This window comes from Streptomyces sp. NPDC056061 (genome assembly GCF_042266885.1).
Lineage (GTDB): Bacteria > Actinomycetota > Actinomycetes > Streptomycetales > Streptomycetaceae > Streptomyces.
The window spans coordinates 21,726-43,024 of the sequence record NZ_JBHJWQ010000019.1; the positions used below are offsets into that span (position 1 = coordinate 21,726).

At 66.4% G+C, this 21,299-nt stretch carries 15 protein-coding genes; 11 read left to right on the top strand and 4 right to left on the bottom strand.

The features are described from left to right. Window positions 1–169 precede the first annotated feature (169 nt). The 10 genes from ACFC79_RS24775 to ACFC79_RS24820 all read left to right on the top strand — a co-directional run bounded on the left by ACFC79_RS24775 (window position 170) and on the right by ACFC79_RS24820 (window position 10,558). Window positions 170–3,010, top strand: coding sequence for a UvrD-helicase domain-containing protein (locus tag ACFC79_RS24775; protein ID WP_376243733.1), 2,841 nt, complete (start codon window positions 170–172; stop codon window positions 3,008–3,010). A 106-nt stretch (window positions 3,011–3,116) separates the two neighbouring features. Next, window positions 3,117–3,737 carry a hypothetical protein gene (locus ACFC79_RS24780; RefSeq protein ID WP_376243736.1) on the top strand — a complete coding sequence of 207 codons (621 nt, stop codon included), beginning with the start codon at window positions 3,117–3,119 and terminating at the stop codon, window positions 3,735–3,737. A 65-nt stretch (window positions 3,738–3,802) separates the two neighbouring features. Continuing rightward, window positions 3,803–4,888: an AAA family ATPase gene (locus ACFC79_RS24785; protein WP_376243739.1), complete on the top strand. Its 1,086-nt coding sequence runs from the start codon at window positions 3,803–3,805 to the stop codon at window positions 4,886–4,888. 64 nt (window positions 4,889–4,952) lie between these two features. After that, window positions 4,953–5,306: a hypothetical protein gene (locus ACFC79_RS24790; protein ID WP_376243742.1), complete on the top strand. Its 354-nt coding sequence runs from the start codon at window positions 4,953–4,955 to the stop codon at window positions 5,304–5,306. A gap of 37 nt (window positions 5,307–5,343) precedes the next feature. Then, window positions 5,344–6,564, top strand: coding sequence for a hypothetical protein (locus tag ACFC79_RS24795; protein WP_376243744.1), 1,221 nt, complete (start codon window positions 5,344–5,346; stop codon window positions 6,562–6,564). 599 nt (window positions 6,565–7,163) lie between these two features. Beyond that, complete coding sequence (locus ACFC79_RS24800; RefSeq protein ID WP_376243747.1) at window positions 7,164–7,487, top strand: hypothetical protein; 324 nt, start codon at window positions 7,164–7,166, stop codon at window positions 7,485–7,487. Then, entirely contained in the window at window positions 7,484–7,801 is a 318-nt protein-coding gene (locus ACFC79_RS24805; protein WP_376243749.1) for a hypothetical protein, read from the top strand. The genes ACFC79_RS24800 and ACFC79_RS24805 overlap by 4 nt, the downstream gene beginning before the upstream one ends. A gap of 343 nt (window positions 7,802–8,144) precedes the next feature. Next, window positions 8,145–9,215 carry a hypothetical protein gene (locus tag ACFC79_RS24810; RefSeq protein ID WP_376243751.1) on the top strand — a complete coding sequence of 357 codons (1,071 nt, stop codon included), beginning with the start codon at window positions 8,145–8,147 and terminating at the stop codon, window positions 9,213–9,215. Between the two features lie 134 nt (window positions 9,216–9,349). Further along, window positions 9,350–9,703 (top strand): hypothetical protein, encoded by a 354-nt coding sequence (locus tag ACFC79_RS24815; protein ID WP_376243754.1) that lies wholly within the window; start codon window positions 9,350–9,352, stop codon window positions 9,701–9,703. Between the two features lie 126 nt (window positions 9,704–9,829). Next, entirely contained in the window at window positions 9,830–10,558 is a 729-nt protein-coding gene (locus ACFC79_RS24820; RefSeq protein ID WP_376243757.1) for a hypothetical protein, read from the top strand. 277 nt (window positions 10,559–10,835) lie between these two features. On the opposite strand, the gene ACFC79_RS24825 is transcribed toward ACFC79_RS24820, so the two are convergent. The 4 genes from ACFC79_RS24825 to ACFC79_RS24840 form a co-directional block, all read right to left on the bottom strand. Continuing rightward, a complete protein-coding gene (locus ACFC79_RS24825; RefSeq protein WP_376243760.1) occupies window positions 10,836–11,213 on the bottom strand; it encodes an HU family DNA-binding protein in 378 nt (125 codons plus the stop codon). Between the two features lie 112 nt (window positions 11,214–11,325). After that, the gene (locus ACFC79_RS24830) at window positions 11,326–11,691 is read right to left on the bottom strand and encodes a hypothetical protein (protein WP_376243762.1); all 366 of its coding nucleotides are present in this window, start codon (window positions 11,689–11,691) and stop codon (window positions 11,326–11,328) included. A gap of 56 nt (window positions 11,692–11,747) precedes the next feature. Next, complete coding sequence (locus ACFC79_RS24835) at window positions 11,748–13,559, bottom strand: hypothetical protein (protein WP_376243765.1); 1,812 nt, start codon at window positions 13,557–13,559, stop codon at window positions 11,748–11,750. Between the two features lies 1 nt (window position 13,560). Beyond that, complete coding sequence (locus ACFC79_RS24840) at window positions 13,561–19,122, bottom strand: hypothetical protein (RefSeq protein WP_376243768.1); 5,562 nt, start codon at window positions 19,120–19,122, stop codon at window positions 13,561–13,563. A 169-nt stretch (window positions 19,123–19,291) separates the two neighbouring features. On the opposite strand from ACFC79_RS24840, the gene ACFC79_RS24845 reads away from it, so the two are divergent. After that, complete coding sequence (locus ACFC79_RS24845; RefSeq protein WP_376243771.1) at window positions 19,292–21,250, top strand: zinc-ribbon domain-containing protein; 1,959 nt, start codon at window positions 19,292–19,294, stop codon at window positions 21,248–21,250. Window positions 21,251–21,299: the final 49 nt, after the last annotated feature.

The following is a 21,299-nucleotide window of genomic DNA, read 5'->3' on the forward strand; positions in this document are numbered from 1 at the left end:
GCTCGTCGCCCGACGAGAGCCCTCCCGTGCTCAAGCCTGCTCCTGCGCACCCCGAATACCTATCGTCGAAAATTCGGTAACTCATTCGATTTTTGGCAAAATAGCCCTATCTGTCCCGATTCTGTCTCTCTCGACTCACCTATCGAGCCGCCTGACGAAAGACGACACCATGCCCATCGAACCCACGCTGCTCGACGACATCGACCTCTCCGCCGCCGCTGTGGCCGCAAAGGTCGTCGACCCGACGTTCTTCTCCTCGAAACTGACCGGCTCCGGCAAGATGACCGGCCTGCTCAACAAGAGCCTGCGGCCGGTCAACACGGTGACCAACACTGCGTACGCCGTCGCCCGCGACATCGAGGTCAAGCAGAGCTCGACGCATCACGACATCACCACCTCGCAGGTGCCGCTGGCCCCGATCACGCGCCGCGCGCTGCTCTCGGACGGGTCCTTCAGCCTGCCGGTGCCGCACGTCGACGACCGCTTCGCCCTGGACACCTCCTCGGCCAGTCGGGTGCAGGACTTGGACGTCTTCTTCGACATGACCCCCCAGGGCCTGACCCTGTATGAGGACAAATCCGGGGACAAGCCCACCCGATCCTTGGTCATCCAGTACCGGATGGAGCTGGTCTTCCTCAAGACGGGCCTTCCCGAGCCCGAGCGGGCGACCTCAGTCTCGCTTCCGGTCGCCTACGGAGGCCGCGACGCCACCGTGCTTCTGGACTGGAGCACCAGCCCGATGGAGAACGCCCGCGACTTCATCGAAGCTTCCCTCGTCAGTGCTGGGCTGCAGGCCTCCAATCTCGGTGACGAGTTCGACGAGTGGATGGACGCGTACCCGATCTATGAGCGCATCACGCGCCTGTCCCAGATCTGGGACTCCGAGGCCATCGCCGACGAGGTCTGCCAGTACATCCGCGACATGCCCGCCAGCCCGACCGAGGAGCAGCTGAACATGCTTGCGGTCCAGCTGCGCTACCTGGAGAACTACAACGTCCCGCTGGAGGCATACCGTCAGATCCACAAGCAGTTGGACGCGGCCTTTCCCGGGCAGATCGCGGCGAAGCTGTCGAAGCAGAATCTCAGCCTGCTGATGAACCACACGCTCGACCACCTAGAGCAGATGAAGCCACAGCTGGTCACGCCCGCGCGGCCGGCCACTTCGCCGGCCCTGCCGTCGTACCTGTCGCAGCAGCAGTTGAACGCCGTCACGACCCACGAGCCGCTGGCGATGACCCAGGCCGGTGCAGGCACCGGCAAGTCATCCGTGATCCTGGCCCGGATCGCGTATCTCGAAGCCGGCGGGGTACCCGCCTCGGACATCACGGTGCTGTCGTTCACCAACGCGGCGGCCGACAACATCACGGAGAAGAACCCGGCAGTCGGCTCGATGACGATCGCCAAGATGATCATCGACATCTACTCGCTGAACCACCCGACCCACAAGATCTCGGCGATCGACACGATCATCAACTCGATCGACATCTTCTACCCGAACAGCACGTTCGCGGCGACGTTCCGTCACCGCCTGCTGGAGGTCGACCAGAACAAGACCGGCGGATTCACCGCTCTGAACACGTTCGTCGAGAATCACTTCGACGAGGTGATCGCCCTGCTCGACCGCATCGAGCAGACCTCGCTGGAACTGCAGATCATCATCTGCTACCAGAAGATCGACGCCATGGCCGAGCCGGCCCATGTGCAGAGCAAGTTCCTCATCATCGACGAGGTGCAGGACAACTCGGTCTTCGAGTTCATCTACGTGCTGAAGTACGTCACCAAGCACGCGCAGAGCCTGTTCATCGTCGGCGACGCGTCGCAGACGCTGTACGAGTTCCGCTCGGCGAACCCGAGGGCGCTCAATACGCTGGAGGGCTCGGGGGTCTTCGCGACTTTCCGGCTGACGACGAACTACCGGAGCAACCAGGAGATTCTGGATTTCGCCAACGTCGTGCTCGGCGGACTGGAGACCAACCAGTTCGCCAACATCCAGCTGCAGGCGAACTCGCTCGTGGTCCCGACGGCCGACTCTTTCCAGGAGAAGGTCAGGCTGGCCCACCACGCAGTGCACCGTCTGCAGGGGTTCGTGTCCAACGACCTGGCGCCGATCCTGCGCAACACAGTGATCCCGGACTACGTCCAGGACTGCATCGACCGCGGTGAGCAGGTGGCCTTCCTGGCCTACTCGCGCCGGGAAGTGGCAATCATCCAGGATGTGCTGGAGCAGGTGTACCCCAGCCAGCACGTGGCCTCTCTCGTCAGCGAGCGGGTCTATGCCACGGATATCTTCTCGAAGTACATCAAGTTCTTCTGGAACGATGTCCAGCAAGCGCAGCCCGCCAACGCCGCGTTCGTGGTCTCCCAAGGGATCAAGAACAACATGAGCAAGCTGACGAAGAACGCCGGCAACCAGAACGTCGAGAAGGCGGTCCTGCGTACCATCTCCGACTGGTGGATCGAAAACAGCGCTGCGATCAACGGATGGGTTAGCCTGTGCAACCAGGGAACCCTTGCGCACAGGGAGTTCTTCGACCGGCTCCGCGACAACCTCCTGGCCTTCGAGATCTCACGCAACCAGCAGAAGCTGAACGTGAACAAGCAGAAGAACCAGGAACGTAAGCGGAAGAACCTCGAGTCCAGGGCCGCGCTCGTTGTCTCGACGATCCACGGGGCGAAGGGCCTCGAGTTCGGCAACGTCGTCGTCCTCTACAAAGAGGACACCAAGATGACACAGGACACCAGGCGGATGTTCTACGTCGCCTTCACGCGGGCCATGCAGAGCCAGTACGTGCTCTCCTACGGCACCGTGAAGAACCCGCCGATCCAGAGCAGTTACGAGCAGATCGTCAACGCTCTGACCGAGCGCGACAAGAAGAACGCCCAGCGCGCCCTCGGCGTCGACCCGGATTTCCTGGCCGATGCCGATGCCGATGCCGATGCCGATGCCGATGCTGACGCCGCCGGTTCCGGTACAGCCGGCGGCCGCGCCGCGGTCGTCACGACCCGCTGAACGGCTGCCGCACCCCGCATCACAGGGGGCGGGTGGTGCCTCACCCACCGAGGACACCCGCCCTGTCGTCCTCCAACCACCGTCACGCGGCCAAAAGGAGCACCCTTTGACCACGCCCGGCCCTCAGGGCGACTCCGACGGGCTCGCCCCCAACTCCCTGAGCACCTACGACCTGATCATCTGTCACAACGAGCGGATCGTCTTCCACGACCACTACGAATCGGCCGAACAGCGACTGCGGACGTGCGTTTCGATCCTTGTGAACTCCGATGTCCTGACTGGCACCATCACCAGCGGCAGGGCCATCCGTATTCAGCAGCTCCACAGTTCACACGTCGCGCAGTGGAGTACCCGGCCGGACGAGGTCGTCAACGCCATCGCCGAGCTCTGCCGCGGCTGGGGCATCCAGCTGCACATGAGCTCCACCCGGAAGAAGAACACCGCTCCCGCGGTGCTTTACTCCGTCATCACCAAGTACGGGCCGGACCAAGCGGTTACCGAGCTCTTCGCGAGCAAAGAGGAACGCATCGCCAGCCTGATCGAGCGCGCCGAGCACTTCTTCACCTCGCCCGGTCACATTCCCCCGCTCGTGCTCGCGGACGAGCGGCGTCTAGCCGCGCTGGTGGCCACTTTGCTCATGCCGGCCACCGTGACCCTCACCGAATCCGCACTCGACGAGGACGCCGGAGTCTACCGGCCTGCCGATACACCGCACACGATCCGCTGACCCCTCGCCCCGTCGCGATCCCGGACACCGCCACAACCACTCACACCCAAGCAAGGAGGAGCCCCATGTCCGCATCCACGATCGTCGCCTCGGGCGGCGCGTTCCGGCTCTACGGCGACTCGGTGCAGACCTTCAACCGTCTGCCGGTGGCGACCTACGCCATCAGTTTCTCGGAGATGAACGGCTACAGCCTCCACCAGACCGAGCCGCTTGCGCCCAGCGAGGAGACCATCTACGGCGACCACGCTGCGCGAGTCAAGCGCATCGTACGCGGCTACCAGGCCATGGACCGCTCACTGGGCGTGATCCTGTCCGGCGATAAGGGCATGGGCAAGAGCCTCGTGATCCGCATGCTCGCCGAGCGGGCCCGAGACGAGCTCGGCCTGCCCACCGTGCTCGTGTCGCACGACACGCCGGGGCTCGCTTCATTCCTGGACGAGCTCGGCGAGGCCGTCATCGTCTTCGACGAGTTCGAGAAGGCCTTCTCGATCAGGGAGGACGACAATCCGCAGAACCAGTTCCTCAGCCTCTTCGACGGCCTGAGCACCACCAAGCGCCTCTACGTGCTCTCTGTCAACCAGCTGCACCGGGTCAGCGACTACATGCTCAACCGCCCGGGCCGGCTGCACTACCACATGCGCTTCGCATATCCCGACGCCGACATGGTCGCCGGGTACCTGCGCGACCAGGTGCCCGGGATCGACGACTTGCAGGTCGCCGAAGTCGTCGACTTCTCCCGGAAGTATGACGTGAGCTTTGACCATCTGCGCGCGATCGCGTTCGAGCTGAGCCTGGGGGAGCGCTTCGCCGAAGTGATCGCCGACCTCAACATCAAGCGCACCAACGACCGCGGCTACGACACCGTCCAGGCCAGCATTTCCTGGGCCGACGGCAGCACCGACGTCACCAGTGGGCACATCGATCTGTTCGACCACGACGCCCTGCAGTCCATCTCCGACTGGGAGCTCGGCGTCGAGCTGAGCTTCCGCATACGCGACGCCCGCCCGTCCAAGGACGGCTACGTACTGCCCGGCGACGCCTTCAAGATCACCGGCACCCGCGACGAAGAGCAGAAGGCCGAGGAGGAGCGCTCGTTCGACGCCCTCGCGGTCACTCTGCGCCGTCCGCAGAAGGAGTCGATCGACTTCTGAGCCACGCCCCCTGCGAGTGCTCCTCATGAACGCACCAGCAGCCCCGGAACCGCAAAGGAGGGCCATGACCACCCGTCGTTTCGACTCCGATCCGGACGAGCCATACGGAAGGTGCCTGCAGTGCCCCAGCCTGGTGCTCACCACGCAAGCCGACGCCACCACGCATATGACCGAGACCTACGTGGCAGCTCAGGCCGACGGAGGAACCAGTGGTCACTCCGTGGAGGTGACCAATCCGCCACGCAGCCGGCGCATTGAGACAGAAGTCGCCCGGGTCGTCGACACCGCGATCACGGATGCCATTGACAGGCTGCAACGGCTCGTCGAGCTCGGCGACGTCACCGCTGAAGAGATCACCCACAGCCTTCGCTGGCACAACGAATTCGACGAGGCCTGGCAAGAACACTTCAACGAGTAGAACCCGGCTGCCCGGCCCATTACGGCAGAGAAGCGTCATGACCACGACCAAACCTGAGAACCCGTACGCACAGGCGTACGCCTCCTTCCTTGCGGAGACTCGGAACCATCAGCTCGTCGTCCTGCACGAGGACGGCGTCTACCGCCATCTGCGTATCCAGGCCCCCGGCACCCGGGCATGGTCGTGGGACATCTCCACTTGGCCGGGGCACCTGGCCACCAGCGGAGACATTGCCGACGGCTACATGTTCGCGCGAGAGCACGACATGGTCGAGTTCTTCTCGCACGCAGGGAGGCGCGACGGCTACTACTCCGACGGTGCGCCGAGCATCGACGTCCGGTACTGGGCCGAGAAGCTCTGCGGCGGCCGCTCGCACGAGGTGAAGAAGTACGAGCCCAAAGTCTTCCTCCAGCACATCAAGGACTGGCTGTCCGAGGACGAGGAACTCGGCGATGAGGCACAGCGTTTCCACGAGCAGCAGCACGCCCTCTTGTGCAGGCTGTACGAACTGCGCGGTCTCGGGCAAGCGACGCTGATCGAGAATCTCGAGGCGCACTGGGCTCCCACATACCGTCCCGGGCTGCAAGGCCGCGACGCCACCAAGGCGGCGAAAGACCGCCTGTGGAGCACCGACGGCCTCTCGGGCGAGCAGTCCGACCAGCTCGCCGAGGAGTTCGACTGGGTAGAGCTCGGTGACACAGAGATCAAGAAGCAGTCACCCGCCGAAGAACGCGAGCGGATCCTCGGCGAAGCAACGCTCTACGCGGCGGAGTCCGAGCACGAGGCCCGGGAATGGCTGCGAGACGATGCTGAGGCGCGTGAGATCTTCGGAGAGGACGCGTACTGGGAGAGCGACTTCCGCACGTACGACGTTCACTTTCTTTTCACCTGCTACTGCATCGACCTCGGCGTGCGGCTGTACCACGAGCATGTCGAGAAGCACGGCGTCAACGACACCTACGTCCTCGTACAGGACGACAGGGTGGCCAACCGCCCGTCGCAACCGGTGATCGACCTCGGAGTACTGGACTACAGCACCCCCGACGCGCACACCGCGCGTGACGCTCTCTTGGCCCGCGAGCAGATCATGACCGTGCCTCAGGCACGAAAGGAACTTCCGGAGGCGGTGGAAGAGCTCACCGCGCTCGTTCGGTCCCACGGCGACACCGGGACCCTGGAACGTCTCAACGCAGCCCTCACGAAAGAGCACGACGCGGTGGAGCGTGCGGTCGGCCAGGTTGGTTCGTTCCGTGAATGACGGCCTTTGGCTGTCGAACCAGCGCGAGCACGGCGTCGGTGTTCAGGCATTCAGCCGGGCTCGGAACCGCAGTACCTCACGGGCGTGGAACGAAGACGCGATCGACGATCCTGCGGTGTTCCCGGACTGGACTGGCCGACGCTGCACCCCTGGGGCTACTACGTCCATTCACGCATCGGTGTACCACCTGCCAGCCCTGCCGCGTCGCCATCAAGAGGCGTGCGCTGCGGTAGACCAGTAGCTCGTGGTGTACCTGCCAGTGGTCCGCCGGGTGGATGCCATCGGTTCCGACGAGGTGCAATAGCCCGTACTTCGAGCCGAGCGACAAGACACTCCGCGGACGGCGGCCGGGCGGCGCTCGATGTGACCGTAGACGCCGCCCAACACACGGCTGCGTGACCTGAACCGTTTCGACTGGTGAGTGCGGTGCGCGAGGGCAGTTGGTACCCGCACGGGGACGTCATCAACCACCAGAGCGCCGTCCCCGCAACTACCTGCTCGACCGACCGCGCAGCACCGATCCCGAAAAGATATCGCCAGCCCCGGGAATCGGCCGGGAGCCGGCGCCCACGCGTCATACTCATCATCTGGAGGACCCTGTGACCGTCGCCCCTGGGCAGGTCTACCGTTCGCTCAGCAAGCGTCACCACCCCGTTGACGGTGCCATCCGCATCAAGGTCGTTGGCCGGCCCAACACCGATCCGGGCGGGTGGCGCTTCGGGAAGGTCGACATCGTCACCATCACCCGGGACGGCCGAGAGATCCGCCGACGCGCCATCGAGATGTCCCAGCTGCACGACAGCGGGACCACTCGCGACGGCAGGCCCCGCCGTACCGGCTATGTGCGCGAAGCGGCCACAGGGCAGGGACCGAAGGGACTCAAGAGCGAGACCGCGTCCGTCACCGAGGAGCCTCAGCCGTGACCGAGGCCCTGCCCGGTGTCCTCGCTGACTTCGTCGCTCATCGGCGTCATCGAGAACTGGCCGCCGAGGTCGATGCAACTGCGGCTATGCGAGTTTCCACCCCTGTGGGGGACAGGCACGACGCGCCGCCGAACGCGCTGTCCGCCGAACAGGAGGCGATCGAGCGGGACCACCCGGCCACCGCGCTCATTCACGGCTACGGCAATTCTCCCGCGCGGCGTCTCGCCTGCGGACACCGTCTGCACGAGGTCTGTCAGCGCTGCGACAGGTGCCCACACACCTGCTGCTACGTCTCGTTGAAGGTTGTGCCGTGATCTGGCTCGTCATCTTCGCTGCCGTCACCCTCACCTTCTGGATGCTCGTGCTGGCCCTGGGAGGACACCGGTGAGCAGCTGACCGGCCGCTGAGCGTGTCCCGATGCGACGAAGCGGTCGCGCCTGACGAAGCGCATGTTCTCACGACCGGTCACTTCGCCAAGGACGGGCGCCCGGCCGAGCCGCTGCTGTACCCGGAGACCCGCACGAAGGTTGGGCACTGGCTGACCCCACAACCGACGGCACTTCGTCCCCATCCCATCTGCTAGCCCCGACCGGCCGCCATTCGGATGCGGCCCCGGCCGCGCGCGAGCACCCGCGCACCACACCCTGAGAGGATCCCATGAACGACACCCAGCCTGCCGAGCCGTGCACGGACCCGCGTCACACCGGACCCATCCACGACCAGTTCGGATGCACCTGTCATGCCCCGGCCGTCAGCCGCCCGACTGGCCTCGACGCCCTGCTCGACTACGTCGTCGCCAACCTCCCCGACGAGGATGACGCCCCGACCGGCCAGAAATTCCCGTGCGGGCTCGGCGTCTTCTGCGATACGTGCGGCGCGACTTTCAAGGGCGACTTCATCGTGTCGGACACCATGACCAAGGTCGAACGACTGGCCGTCATCCGCGACCACGTGCGCACCGAGCTGGGCTGGCAGTGCGACGACGCGGGCGACTTCTGCCCGAAGTGCCGGCCGAACGTCCCCACCGCCGAGCAGCCCGTCGACGGCGAGCACCAGGACAACGAGTTGCGCGCCGAGTTGGCCAAGCTGATTCGTTGGCACAAGGAAGACGGCGAGCAGCTCACCAAGATGCGTTCCGCGATCGAGCAGCTGCGCGCCGAGCGTGACGAGTTGATCCGCCAGCGTGACCGCATCGCGAACGACACGACCAAGGCCATCGCGGAGCAGCCCACCGGCCCCACCGACCGCCCCGCCAGCGAGATCAACCGCGAGCAGCGCGACAACATCGACTTCAACCGCGGCGGCGTGGTAGCCGCCCTCCGCGACGCCCTGCTCGACCCGGCCGAGCACACCCCCACCAACGCCACCGTCGCTGCCCGCCTGCTGCTCGCCGCCCACACCCGCCAACTCGCCGCCGCCGCCCGTGAGTACACCACCCAGCGCAACACGGAGATGCGCAAGGCCGGCGACCGGCGCCGCAGCGCCACTGTCACCGGCATGCGCCACATCGTCCGCATGCTCGACGCCCGCGCGGCCCTGGTCGACCCGCAGCCTGAGGTTCCGGCCGCCGAGCAGCCCGCCTTCGCCCTTCCGGCGCTCGCGGTCCCCTGCCCCCGCTGCGAGTCGGCCCGCGGGCAGCTGTGCACCAGCCACAACGGCACTCGCGACCGCCACCACGACGTCCACCAGGCCCGCACCGCCGCCTACCAGGAGCATGCCGGCCGATGACCAGCATCACGACCGCGCTGTGGCGCCAACGTGACCGCCGCATCCTCGCCTCTCTCCCCGGTAGCCCTCATCGCCGATAGCCCGCAGCCCACCTCGCCGCCCGCCGAGGACCGGTCGCCGCAGTACTGCTACACATGCAGGAGCAGGTGCGGAGCCTGCCACTGATCACCTGGGGCGCCGCCATCGTGCGGCGCCCCGCCATCACGGAACACCCTGTGGGATTCCGTCATTCCGCCTATTTCACCTACGGCGTGCACATCCCGCTCACTGAGAGGACCAGTGTGGGCGAAGCAGTGCACCACATCGACCCCGTGTCTCACACCACCAACCGGCAGGACGACGACGTCGGTCACCTCACCGCAGGCAACTATGACGACGGTCTGTTCCTCGTCACCAAGTGCACCCGCATCGAATTCAGCTCCTACGAGCACGTCACCGCTGATCCCGACATGGGGCAGTCGCAGGGCGGAACGACCAGCTCGCTGTAGCTGTACAGGCACTCGGATACAGAGACCGGGACGTGCCTGCTCCCGCGCCCTAACACCTCCGCCCACCACGCTTTCGCACTCCCGTCCTGCACCTCACTCTTCTCGAACCGCAAGGAGAAGTACGTCATGAGCGTATACATGATCACTGCCGCCATCACAGTCCCCGCCGACCGCTCCAAGCCGCCGGATTTCGACCACGGCCGCCGCCTGGTCGACAAGGGCACGGACCCGGCGGAGTTCAACCTCGACGACCCGGAGCTCCAGATCAAAGACGTCCTCGGCAGCGTCTTCGACCCGGACACGCACCTCGATCAGAACGGCGAACCGACCGCCGAGATCCTCACGCTGTACGGCCACAAGGTGATCGACGACCTCGAAGAGGCTCTCGCTCCGGACAACGACGAGATCAACGACATCATCGTGGCCGGGCACCGGCTCTACATCTCCGGTGGCCTCTCTTTCGGCGACCCGCCCACCGAAACCGCCGAGGCGATCAGGAACGCCTACCGCCTGCCCACCAGCGTGCTGTGGGTGATGGGCTTCATCCCGGACTGCAGCAAGCCGCTGTCGCGTGCAGGCGGCAGCACGGGTGCGGTGACTGACACGGACGTCGTCGACGCCATCGCGCTGGGCCTCGGCACCCGGCCGAATTGGTCGGGTGCCCAAGAACTGACATGGATCGCCGACACGATCGGCAAAGTGCGCCCGCACCCCGGCGATCAGGACCCCGTCGAGTACTACGAGCACTACACCGCCAAGACCGGCTTCGACCCGCTCGCCGATGGCTTCCTGGCCAGCCACATCGACGCTGGCTTCGGCGACGAGACCAGCGAAGAGGACTACGAGGAGAGCTGATCTCGGCCGAGAAGACTCCCACCATCTGCAAGTGCTGCACCCTCAAGCAAACCAATGACGACGAGTCCGTCCGCAGTGAGCACTGTGCATTTTGAAGTTGCTGGTCAGGGGGCTGGTGTGCGCGAGGTCTTGTGTGCTCCTCGCCCCGCTCATCCTGCTGGTGTGTGTCTTCGACCTCCCCGACAACTGAGCAGCCCGGCAACGCACCAGACACAGAGAACCCCGGTGATGCATCAGCATCACCGGGGTTCCTTCTTTTCGCCCGCTCGCTCCTCATCTATGATCGCACCTCCAGTTCCGGCTCCAGGCCAACATCGAAAGAATCCACGAGCGTCCCGTAGTTGTCGGACCGGGCCTCATCCAGGCCTACGCCGTTCTCCAGGCCGCGGTTGACGACCCGCGAGGCCGAGAACTTCAGCACCAGGTAATCGCCCACATCCTTCTTGCCGAAGCGCACCTTGTGCCCCTTGTGAGTCTGCCGGTAGAAGCGGCCGAAGCCTGCGAGCACCACCGTCTCCCCGGCACCGACTGCACTCGTCAACTCGCCGATCAATACGCCGTACACCTGCTCCACGACCTCGGCCGGCTGACCGCTGCGTGCCGCGACCCGAGAGATGAATTCGCGCTTGCTGACGCGCGGACTCTCCGTTCCCATGCCCACACCTTGTCCTATCGTCCTTCGGTCTGCACTTCTTACTTGAAAACCAGCCTATCCGACTCAAGTGCCTATCGGGAAAGCATTGAATAGCCTATCTGGATCCAGTCGACTACAGCTCGAAGTCAGGCTCGATCTCCTGCCGGTCGTCTTTGTGCTCGTAGTCGACCGTCTCGGTGATCGATTCGTTCTTCGGGCCCCGCCGCTTGCTTGTGATCTTGTCGTGGGACTCTTCGAACTGCCGCTGCTGCGCCACACGATGCGCTGCATTGAGCTTCGAATCCACATTGCGCTGTCCGAATTCCATCATCGAGCTGCCCGCCGACTTCGTGCCCTGCTCGAGCGCGCTCACACGCTTCCTGTTCTGTGCGCGCTGCTGCTCCCAGCGCCCACGGTCCTCCGGAGTGACATAGCCGAACATCTGCGCGAAACGGGACCCGTATAGCGGCTGCTGCTCGGCCTGCTGGTCGTTGCTCATGATCGCCCCTCCTCCTTCTTCGCTTTCTCGGCGCTGCGGTCGTCCGGTCCGCCGACCTACAACGGCTGGTACTCGTCACTGCCGGGCTTTGCCTGGCTGGATGCCCAACCCCAGTCGAAACCGGCATCCTGCTGGGGCGGCTGTCCAGGAGCCGTCCGGTACACGGTCGACCTGACCTGCTGCTCCTGGACGAACCGGTCCGGATCGTCAACGGCGTTCTGCAGCGTTCTGGCCCAGTCCTTGCCGAAGCTCCACATGAGGTACTTCTCGACACCCGGGTACTCCCGGCCGACCTCCTCCATCGCGTCGGTGAAGGCGTTGGAATAGACCTCCTGTTGCTTGTCCGGCAGCAGGCCGTCGATGTCCATGCTCGCGAGCATGGTCTCCGACTGGTCCATCCGCTGTTGGAGGACCGCGGGCAGCCAGCTTGTGTCCAGGCCCTGCTTCCTTGCGGCGAAACCGACGAGATAGCCCAAGACGCTGCCCGCGTAGGCCGCCTGGTCACCTCGCTCGATCCCGTCGATCATGGACTTGGCCATCGTCTCCGCCAACTGGACCTGGTGCGTGTCGGCCCCCATGGGCTGGCGCAGTGTGAACATGCCGTCGTCGGGAATCTGGTGGCCGAGCTGGTCGTTGAACTCCCCGGCCCAGACCTCACGCACCCGGTCGGTGCCAACCACCTGCTCCGCGTGCGCAGGAGCCTTGACGATCCGCCCCTGCGCCATCCCGTTGAACATCAGAAGCAGCTCGGGCTCCGACTCGAGCCGCTCGCCGATGATGATCCGTGCGCGCGTAACAACTTCCTGCCGCTCCAGACCGTCCTCGGCGATCTGGCTGCGTAGCCGCTTACGCATCGCCCGGTAGCTGGCATAGATCTCGTTGCTTTCGTTCTGCGGGTCACGCATCTTCCAGAAGGCGTTCTCCATGAGCGCGACCTCGGTCATCGCCGCCGACTCCGGGGTGAACATCTCACGGTTGCCGCGCTCCCGGCGCTCCATCTCCTCCAGCCGGCGCTGCCACTTCTTCGACAGAAACCAGTTGCGGTCGGTCTTCTTGCCCTCCCGGCCAGCCATGAACGCCTCGTCACCGGCCAGCGAGGGATCCCGCTCCAGCCTTGCCTCAGTACCCAGGTCCACCAGGTGGTTGCGCCGGCCGGCCTCGCGCTTCGCGAACGACCCCACCGACCTGGTCCGGGCGTCCATGCGCTCCTGGACCTTGTCCTTGAGCGGCTGCAGATAGGTGCCCATCTCCTCCCTGAAGTCGGGGGAGAGCATCCGCATGGCGGCCATCATGCCCACGGCCTGGATCACCGAGTTGACGTTCACCCCGCGCGAGAGCGGCCTGAAGCAGCTCTGCAGCATCATCTGCATGTAGACGCTGTGCATGACGTCGAACTCCTGCTCGCGCTCCTCGTCGTTGAAGCCGGGCACGAGCAGCTTCGAATCCCGCAGCGACTGCATGTACTTCTCGCCCGCCAGCCTGGTCTCTGCCCGCAGCTTGAGCAGCTGCTCGCGCTCGTCCAGGCCAGCGCCACCGGCCGCTGCCCGCTCCTCGTCGGTACTGCGCCGCCTGCTCCGGTCGTCCATCCGGGCGCGGGTCTTCGCGCCGAAGAAATCCCGCGCGCGCTCCCGCAGGTGCTCCCAGTTCTCCCCCCGTGATTTCCGGGGTCCGGTCTCATCGATGATCTCGGCGTCCACGATTCCCTCCTCGCGTCCGGGCAGCCATCCGGCGTAGATGTTCCGCGGCTGGTCCCGCGCCGTCGGCTGCTCGTCACGCGCACCCGGGGTATGGCCACCGGCGACGGGCAGGTTCCTCGTCGAACGTCCGGGGCCCTCAGGCCCCGTCCCGCGCTCGTTGTCCCGCGCCATCTCAGCCCCCCATCCCGTAGCCGCCGGTCTGCTGCTCACCGGCATCGAAGCTCGGCACGTAGACCGGCCGGCGTGCTCCCACACCGACCGCGTGGACCGAACGCCTGTGTGCGCCGCGCGTACGGGAGGCGTCCGCGGTCTCGGTGATCACGTCGCGCTTGACCACCGAGGCGTCGACGGCGATTTCCGTCTCCGGGGCGTCCGGGCCGTGCTGCCCCAGGACGTCCAGGGCGCGGGCCGTCTCCATCCGGGCCTTGCGCGTTCCCACAGAGGCGAACTGTCCGTTCATCTCGCCGTCGTAGACGCTCTCGCGGTTCTTGGCCGCGTGCACGAGGGCGGCGAAGTCGCCGCCGTAGGCCATCCGGTCCATCACGGTGCCCACCAGTGACGGATCTTCCTCCAGATTGCGGATGAGCCCGGTGGCCGGGTCCTCCAACGCGCGCGCCACCCGGGACACGTAGTCCGGGTTGACCGTGACCCCGAAGCCCTCCCTGGATGCGTAGAACTCGACGAACTGGACCTCCCACTCCTTGGTCGTGGCCTGGACGGGCTCACCGTCGGCGAATTCCGGGCGCCACTGGTTCGGACCGACATGTTCGAGCTTGCGGCCGCGCCACAGGTCGCGCCCCGGGCCCTGGAGCATCTCGTACTTGTGCCGCGCCTCGGCCGCGTCATGCTTGGCCTGCAGGATCGACTGGGTCACCGGGTAGGTCACCTCCAGCACCGCCTTGAGGTCCTCGCTGCGCAGGGCGCGCACCGCGCGCTGGCTGAACGAGCCGCCCAGCCCGGTGCCGTGGGCCTTGATGGCCGTGGCGAACATGCTCGCCTCCTGGTCGGCCTGCGTGATGCCCGGGGTGCCCTGTTCATCGCCGAGATTGCGGGCGTAGCCGTCCAGCTTCTTCTCGCTGCCCTTGGCCCCGGTCTCGACACAGACCTTGCGCACGCTCTGCAGATGCGTCTGGCGGTCCGAGAACGTCAGCGCCGAGCCGAACTCACCGCGCTGGGCCTGGCGGTACAGCCCACTCAGTTGATCCGTCACGACCTGCTGGCCGAGCCGGACAACGGCCACCCCGGCGGCACCGGCCAGCGCCAGACGGCTGATCCTGTTCGCCTCGCCCCGCGAGCTCTCCAACTCCTCGGCCAGCTCGCTGTCCTTCGACAGAGCGACCCGGGTGTCCAGTGAAACCTGCATGGCCAGTGGGTGGGAGCCGTCGGGCTTCACCACGCCGGTGTCGAGCAGGTTCGCGGGCACCGAGAGCTTCGCCATGGCCTCGGCCTTGGCCGCCTCGCCGTGCAGCTTCACCACGGCGACCGCGTCACCGTCGAAGTCGCCGTCGAAGCACTGGTCCATCACCGGGTTGATCGCCGCTCCCGTGAGCCGATCGTCGATCGCCACGCGCAGGTAGCGCACGCCGGCGTCACGCAGCACCGGGTCGCGCCACACCAGCGCGTGATCATCCTCTGCCAGGCCCAGCTGCGCGGCCTTGACCGAGCTCAGCGCGACCTGGTCGACATCGAGACGGGGATCGGCCGTCCAGACCATCGTCGCCGAGTCGGAGAGCCGCGAGGACATCAGCCCGGTCTTGAAGATGTTGTTCTTTCCGGTGAGCACCCGGTTCTGCACGTCGGTCGTGATCGCCTCGAAGGCGCGCTGCGCACGCGAGACCGATTCGCTCATGCCCCGGCGGATCTCCGCACGCTTCTTGGGCGGCAGGCTCTGGCCCTCCAACTGCTCGGCCATGTACCGGTATCGACAGGCCTCGACGAAGACGTCCTGGTAGCTACGGGTGTAGTCGTGCGGGACGGAGGTCCCGTCGTCGAACTCCTGGCCGCTGCGCAGGTGCGAGGACAGCACCGGCAGCTTCCAGGACGTCGCGCTCACCGTCTCGGTCCGCTCACCGGTCGGATACGTCAGCGGGAACGGGATCTCCATGTCGCCGCCGCGGTCGCCGACGAGGTTGCCGAAAGACTTGCGCATCGCCGTCGTGTTCAGCCCTGGGAGCTGGCCCTCCTTGCGCGGCTGCGTGCGCAGCAGTTCCGGCATCGCGATGAGGCGGCGCTCGGGCCGCTCGTCGACACTCTCGGCCGGGCCCACGATCCGCAGGGTGCCGTCGGCCTCCATGTCCATGCCCGTGACCAGGAGGTACTCGCGCAGGTTCGACTCGGGTCCGGAGTTGTGGCCGTAGAACTCCCGCATGATCGCCGGGCAGCCCTGCGACTGCAGCGCCCAGGCCAGCTGAGAGGAGGCCTTGCGGCCACGGCCGGACAGGACCGCCTCGTCGTCGTAGATCTTGGTCTTCTCATCGACGGCCATGTGCGTGACCACGAAGCGCATTTGGCCCAGAGCACCGCTCGGACCGGGCTCCAGCAGGTTCGAGTCCGGAACCGGCCGCACCAGGTCGCGGACTCCTCCCGACATCAGCTCGCGGGCCGAGCCCGCGTTGCGGCGCGAAATCAGCGAGAACGGGCTCATCACCACGTCCATGTCCGGATTGGCCCTGAACCACTGGACCTCCTGGTCCAGACCCCGCTCCCGCGCCTCGTTGAGATCCATGTCGCGGTCCACGACCAGCGAGATCACCCCCTTGTTGCCGTGCAGGTCGCTGATTTTGTCGCCCACGACCAGGTCACGCAGCAGGCCGCCGGCCCCGCGGATACGGTGGCGCTCAGCGAACTCACGGCTCACAGCAATCGGGTCGTCGGCCGTCCAGCCGCCGAAGGTCATCAGCGCCGTGCCCGTGGGCCGGGTCACCTCGGAGCACTGCATGATCGTCGAGGCCGTCATCTGCTGACGGTCGAAGGGGTCGTAGCGCAGCGTCTCCAACTCGGGACGGCTCATCAGCGGGGCGCGCGAGCCCGTCACAGTCCGCGGATCACCCGGCTCGATGGTTCCGTCCGGGCGCACCACGGCGCCCTCGGTGAGGTACCGGACGATGCCCTGGTTGGTCGCGCCTCCCGTCATCACCGGGTCGAAGTAGCCTCCGGGAGCCTCCAACCCGTTCTTGCCCTTCCCCGTGAGCACGGCCATGTTCCGTCCGCCGGTCAGATGCCAGGCATCGAAGCGGTTGTCATCGGCAGGGTCAGTGCGATCGCGCCCGGCCCGGTACTCGGCGTAGATCGTCGAACCCTGCTTGATCTCGTTGGAGTAGCGCACGCGCTTCGCCTCGGTGCGCAGGATCGAGGCCGTCCACTCATCCAGCTCCGAGCTGACCTCGCCCGTGGCCGGATCGACCTGATGCGCCGTAGCCCGCTCGATGAAGTCGACAGGGTGCTTGGTGCCGTAGAGCTGCGAGTACACCGCGTTGAGCGAAGTGGGCTCGCCGGTGTGGCTGCGTCCGGAGACGAGGTCGCCGGCGATCTGGTACTGGATCCGCTCGTGCATCAGCTGCGCGTAGCCACGCAGAATCGTGCGCTCCTCGACCGAGGTCGGAGCCTCGCCCGGAGTCTGCGCCGCGATCCGCGCCTCGTAGCCGGGGACGATGAGCGCGTTCTCGCCGCTGGCGAACCGGGTCACGATCTCGCCGTGCCCGCCGACGTCGAAGACCTGGCCGATCTCGCCGGAGACCGGCGTGGTCTTTCCGTCACGGCGTAGCTTCTCGCCGCTCCAGCGGATGATGCCCTGCTCGTCGATGAGGATCTCACCCGGCGTCGTAGCGTTGCGCTCCAGGCTCTCGCGTACGGTGTCGCCGATGCGGCGCATGAACTGCGATTCGTGATCGGCGATGGGCCGGGCCCGGTCGGCGTCGAAGCGCACGATTCGATCCTTGAACCTGGTCGTCTGGAAGCTGCTGCCCATCATCTCGTCGGGGGAGACCCCGCAGCGGCGCAGCGCCGACGCCAGGTTGTCCAGATTTGACCACTGGCCGGTCGGACTCGTCATGTACTTCGCGACCCGGGCCGGGTCGAAGCGCTGATCGATCCACTCGCCTTCGATGTCGTGCGGCTCGGGTTCCCAGGTGCCCACGAGCTCGAAGGGCACGTCCTCGGCATGTGCGCGGACCTTCTCCGCGGCCGGCCCGCCGTAGACCAGGTTTCCCAGGTCGGGCACTTCACCAGCCTGCAGCTCGCCGATCTCCTCAAGGCGCTCCTGGTACATCTCCTCGGTCGCTCCCGGGCGCAACAGGTCGCTGCGCGCCCCGGTGAGCACATCCCAGTAGGTGCGCTGGATTGCCGCGATCTCCGCATCAGAGGCGTATTCCGGTGGCTCCAGCTCGTCGGGCGCGTCGCCGGTGCGCTCCAGTTCGGCCTCGGCATGGGCAATGAGCTCCTCGACGCCGAGTGCCGCGCGCAGGTTCTCCCGTGCGGTCCCGACGGCTTGCTTCGCGTAGGCCTCGGCCGGCTCGGCGTCGACGAAGAAGGTCGGCAGCGAACGGTTCTTCGCGTCGCGGCGCAGCATGACCTTCGCCCCAGGACGAGGTTTATGCTCCCCGGGAAGCACGTAGTCGGAGACGACGAGCATCGACTCCCGGTCGACGTGGTAGCTGTCGGGCACGTCCAGGGTCGTGCGGCCGCGGCCTGCCTCGGGGTGTGTCGTGCCGACTTCGCCGACAGCCCGTCCCGGCATGTCCTCGCGTTCGATGCGCTGGCCCTGCGCGAAGCGCAGCAGCCGCACGGCCTCGGCCGGGGTAGGGGAGGGCACCGCCATGCCGCCGGGCACCCGGTGGTTGGTGCTGTAGCGCAGTACCGTGCCGGCGTCGTAGATGCGCGCCCCGGCATACCCCTCCTGGCGCATGTCGGTGAGCCGGATCTCCATGCCGGTCCCGGAGATCTTCGCCTTGATCTGGCCGGGCTCGCGGTCGCGCAGCACCTCATAGGCCACACCTTGGGCCTTCAGCTCCTCGAGAAGTGCCACCGAACGCGCTACGGCGCGCGGCGACATGAAGCGGTTGCGGTCGACGCGGCCGGTCTGCGGGTCGCGCCCGCCGTCGATGACCCACTTGCGGACTTGGTCGTACTCCTGCTGGCTCATTTTGTCCATGAGCGCAGTGAGTCCGGCGGCGTCGTCGTTGGTCATGGCCCGGCCTGCCTCGTACGGCTTGCCGTCGCCGTCGACGCGCCAGAGCACCATGTTCCCGCGCCGGGGATCAGCCAGGGTCTCGACCTCGCCACCGGCCACGCGCACGATCGTCTCGTCGGGCAGGTAGACCAGCTTGGTGCCCGCCCGCTTCACTGTGGCGCGCTGTGACCAGTCAGGGTCGTAGGGGCTGATCGGCAGCCGAGCGGACCTCGGGTCGGTCTGCGTGCCGACGCCGGTGATACGGGTGAACTCCCGCTGCAGCGTCTGGTAGCGCTCGTTGCCTGGTGTGTGGTCGCCGAACTGCGGCTCGTAGCCCGGCACTTTCTCGGCGAAGGCGGCGTCGATCGCGGTCAGGCAGTCGCTGACGCCCAGCCGGGGATCCGCGATGGCCGTGCCGCGCCGCGCGAGGATCTCGTCGGCCCGGGTGCGGATCGCCTTGGCCTGGGAGATCGGAATAATCTCTCCGTTCTGGTCCCTTGCCTGTTCGACCGCCTTGTAGAACACGTACTCATAGAAGTACCTGCGCAGACCGTGCGCCTTTTTCATTGCCTCTCAGCCTCCTGCAGACGCCCGGGTTTCATATCTATTGATAGATCCTATCCTGACGAGTCGATAGGTGGCGATAGATGATTCTGGAGATGGGGGTTGTGCGATTACTCTCCCTGTCTGCGTCATGCATGGATCCACCCATTCGAGGTTCTATGATGGGTTCATCATGAGTAGCCTTCGGATTACGCATCCAGATCTCGCCCAGCAGCTCGTCGAACCCGGCCTGGGCGACGTCCTGACGGCAGGCAGCGGCAAGAAACCCGAGTGGCGCTGCGATACCGACCCACGGCACATCTGGAACGCCGCCGTGTACAGCCGCGCTGGCGGCGTCGGCTGTCCGGTCTGCGCCGGGAAGCTCGTGATCCCGGGCGTCAACGACCTCACAACCACACACCCCGATCTCGCCGCGCAGCTCGTCGATCCCGAACTCGGCACTCGCCTGAGCGCCGGATCCAAAACCAAGACCGAATGGCGCTGCGAGACCGACCCGCGGCACGTGTGGACGTCCCACGTCGGCAATCGTGTGCTCGGGCGTGGATGCCCGGTGTGTGCGAACAGGCTCGTGATCCCGGGCGTCAACGACCTCACAACCACGCACCCCGATCTCGCGGCACAGCTTGCCGATCCGTCGGCAGCGGAGCACGTCTGCGCGGGGAGCACACGGAAGATGCAGTGGCGCTGCGCCATCAACCCCGCGCACAGTTGGAACGCTCGTCTCGTCGATCGCACTATGGGGGGCACCGGCTGCCCGGTCTGCTCCGGGCATCGCGTGCAGCCAGGCACGAACGACCTGGCCACCACACACCCGGATCTCGCGGCACAGCTTGCCGACCCCGACATCGGACGAGCCGTCAGCGCCGGGAGCGTGACAAAGGTCCGGTGGCGGTGCCAGGCCGACCCCCGGCACGTCTGGAACGCGCAAGTGAGCAACCGTGTGGCCGGGAACCTCTGCCCCGTCTGCGCCAACCAGATCGTCATGCCCGGCGTCAACGACCTCTCAACCACCCACCCGCACGTCGCCGCGATGCTCGTGGACCCGTCGGCCGCCGCCGCGGTGACCGCCGGATCCAAGCAGATCCTGCACTGGCGCTGCCCGGACAACCCCACACACACGTGGCCCGCGGCCTGCTACCACCTCACCGGGCCGAATCCAACCGGATGCCCGCGGTGTTTCGGCCCGCTGCCCAGCCAAGCCGAGAGCCGGCTGGCCGAAGCCGTACGCCGGCTCATCACCGGGCATCGCGTCCTGACCTCCCACCGCGGCGCACTCGAAAACAGCCAGGAACTCGACATCGTGGTACCCGGTCTCGGCCTCGCCATCGAGTTCAACGGCCTCTACTGGCACAGCGTCGAGGCAGGCCGGGAGCAGAACTACCACGCGACCAAGAGCGCTTCCGCACGCGCCCGTGGTCTGCACGTGCTGCACGTCTGGGAAGACGACTGGCGGGACCGACCGGACATCGTCCTGCGCGCCCTGGCGCACCGGCTCGGCGTCACGAGGCGGTTGCTCGACGTACTTCCAGACGCAGATCCCCGCATCGCCGGGACCACTTATGCCCGTGCTCTGTCACCTGACAGCGCCACGGCACAAGAAGCACGCGCGTTCCTCAAGACGAACCACATTCAGGGACCCACGGCGCTCACGAGGACCTTCGTGCTCCGCGACGACCAGCAGGCCATCCGCGCGCTGCTCGGTCTGCGCTCTCCCAGGAACAACGCCCGGATGCGTCGGGCCCCCGGGGACTGGGAGATCCAGCGGTACGCCGCCCTGGGCATCATCCCCGGAGGCTTCACGCGACTGCTCACCCACGCCGAGCGGTCGCTACGCGCGGAAGGCGCCGACATCCGGCGCTGGGTCTCGTTCTCCAGCGACGACCTCTCCGACGGCGGCCTGTACCGCGCGGCCGGCTTCACCGCGGAGGCGACGCTGCCCCCGGACTACCGCTACGCGGGAAACCTCACCGGGTGGAAACGCGTGTCCAAGGAGTCGTTCCAGCGCCGCCGCTTCCGTGAGGACGACAGCCTCGTCTGGGACGAGGCATGGACCGAGCGGATCGCGGCTCAGCGGAACGGCCTCGTACGCGTCTACGACGCGGGCAAGACCCGCTGGGTGAAGCCACTCTGATCCCGGCGGGCGCGCCAGCCACATCCCAGGCGTATCGACGGTGCCCGTT